Origin of the sequence: Curtobacterium sp. VKM Ac-1376 (assembly GCF_015351025.1) — a bacterium.
In the GTDB taxonomy this organism is placed as follows: Bacteria; Actinomycetota; Actinomycetes; order Actinomycetales; family Microbacteriaceae; genus Curtobacterium.
In genome coordinates, this window is record NZ_JADKRV010000051.1 from 1 (window position 1) to 1,100 (window position 1,100).

General features: G+C 66.1%; 2 protein-coding genes. One reads left to right on the top strand and one right to left on the bottom strand.

Annotation, left to right across the window (positions count from 1 at the left end):
- The coding region (locus ITJ56_RS18095; RefSeq protein WP_323749867.1) for an IS481 family transposase at positions 1-964 on the bottom strand (964 nt) is incomplete at its 3' end.
- Between ITJ56_RS18095 and ITJ56_RS19065 the strand changes: the two genes are divergently transcribed.
- Positions 867-1,100, top strand: a 234-nt coding sequence (locus ITJ56_RS19065) for a hypothetical protein (protein WP_323749868.1), incomplete at its 3' end; no start/stop codon positions are given. The two genes, ITJ56_RS18095 and ITJ56_RS19065, sit on opposite strands and share 98 nt — an antisense overlap.

Sequence of the window (1,100 nt, forward strand, 5' to 3'; positions counted from 1 at the left end):
TGTGATGTCCAGGGAGGTTGTTGAGTCTGCTGATGGGTGGGGCTCCGATGGCGGAGTGGGTTCTGTGGTGATTGTAGAAGTGGAGCCAGCTGGGGAGCGCTTGGCGGCGTTCGGTCTCTGATCCGTAGAACCGGGCGTATGCCCAACCCTCGCCGAGGGTGCGGTGGAACCGTTCGATCTTCCCGTTGGTCTGGGGCCGGTAGGGCCGGGTCTTCTTCGGTGTGATCCCGAGCACCGAGCATGCGTCGGTCCAGGCGTGGGACTTGTAGGCGGAGCCGTTGTCGGAGAGGACCCGCTCGACCGTGACGCCGCGCTCGGCGAACCATGCAACAGCCCGCTGGAGGACACCGATCGCGGTGATTGCCTTCTCGTCGGCGTGGATTTCTGCGTAGGCGACGCGGGAGTGGTCATCGATGACGGTGTGCACGAATGCTCTGCCCATCAGCGGTTCTCGGGTTGCTGATCGCGGCTTGTCTGGCGTCGCGGCCCGGTTCCGGTCGCCTTGCTGCTTCCCGACGAACCGCCAGCCGCCGCCGTCAGGGATGTTGCCGAACTTCGTCACGTCCACGTGGATCATCGCGCCGGGAGCGTCGTGTTCGTAACGGCGGATTGGTTCCCCGGTGATCCGGTCGATGTGGGAGAGCCGGTTGATGCGGCACCGCACCAGGACGGCGTGCACCGTCGATGCCGGCAGGCCGAGCTCGCCGCCGATCTGCACCGGCCCGAGGCGGCGCCGCCACCTCGCTTTCACGATCTGTTTCACCAGTTCAGGTGGCGTCTTCGCGGGCATCCGGCGCGGCCGGCTCGATCGGTCTGTCATCCCGGCCGGTCCCTCAGAGCGATACCGGGCAGCCCACTTCCGGGCCGTGATCGGCGACACCATGAACAGCTTCGCTGCAGTCGTCGCGGGCCATCTGCTCTCGACGATCAGCCTGGCGAGACGAAGACGGGCGCGCGGGGTCAGCGCAGCGTTAGCGTGGGACACGAAGGCCTCCTGGTCGGTGAAGCGGTTTCTCGACAGCTCCACTCCACCACCGGGAGGCCTTCTTCGATCAGCGCGTCAACGACCGCCCAACGACACAACGTCCCTGGACATCACA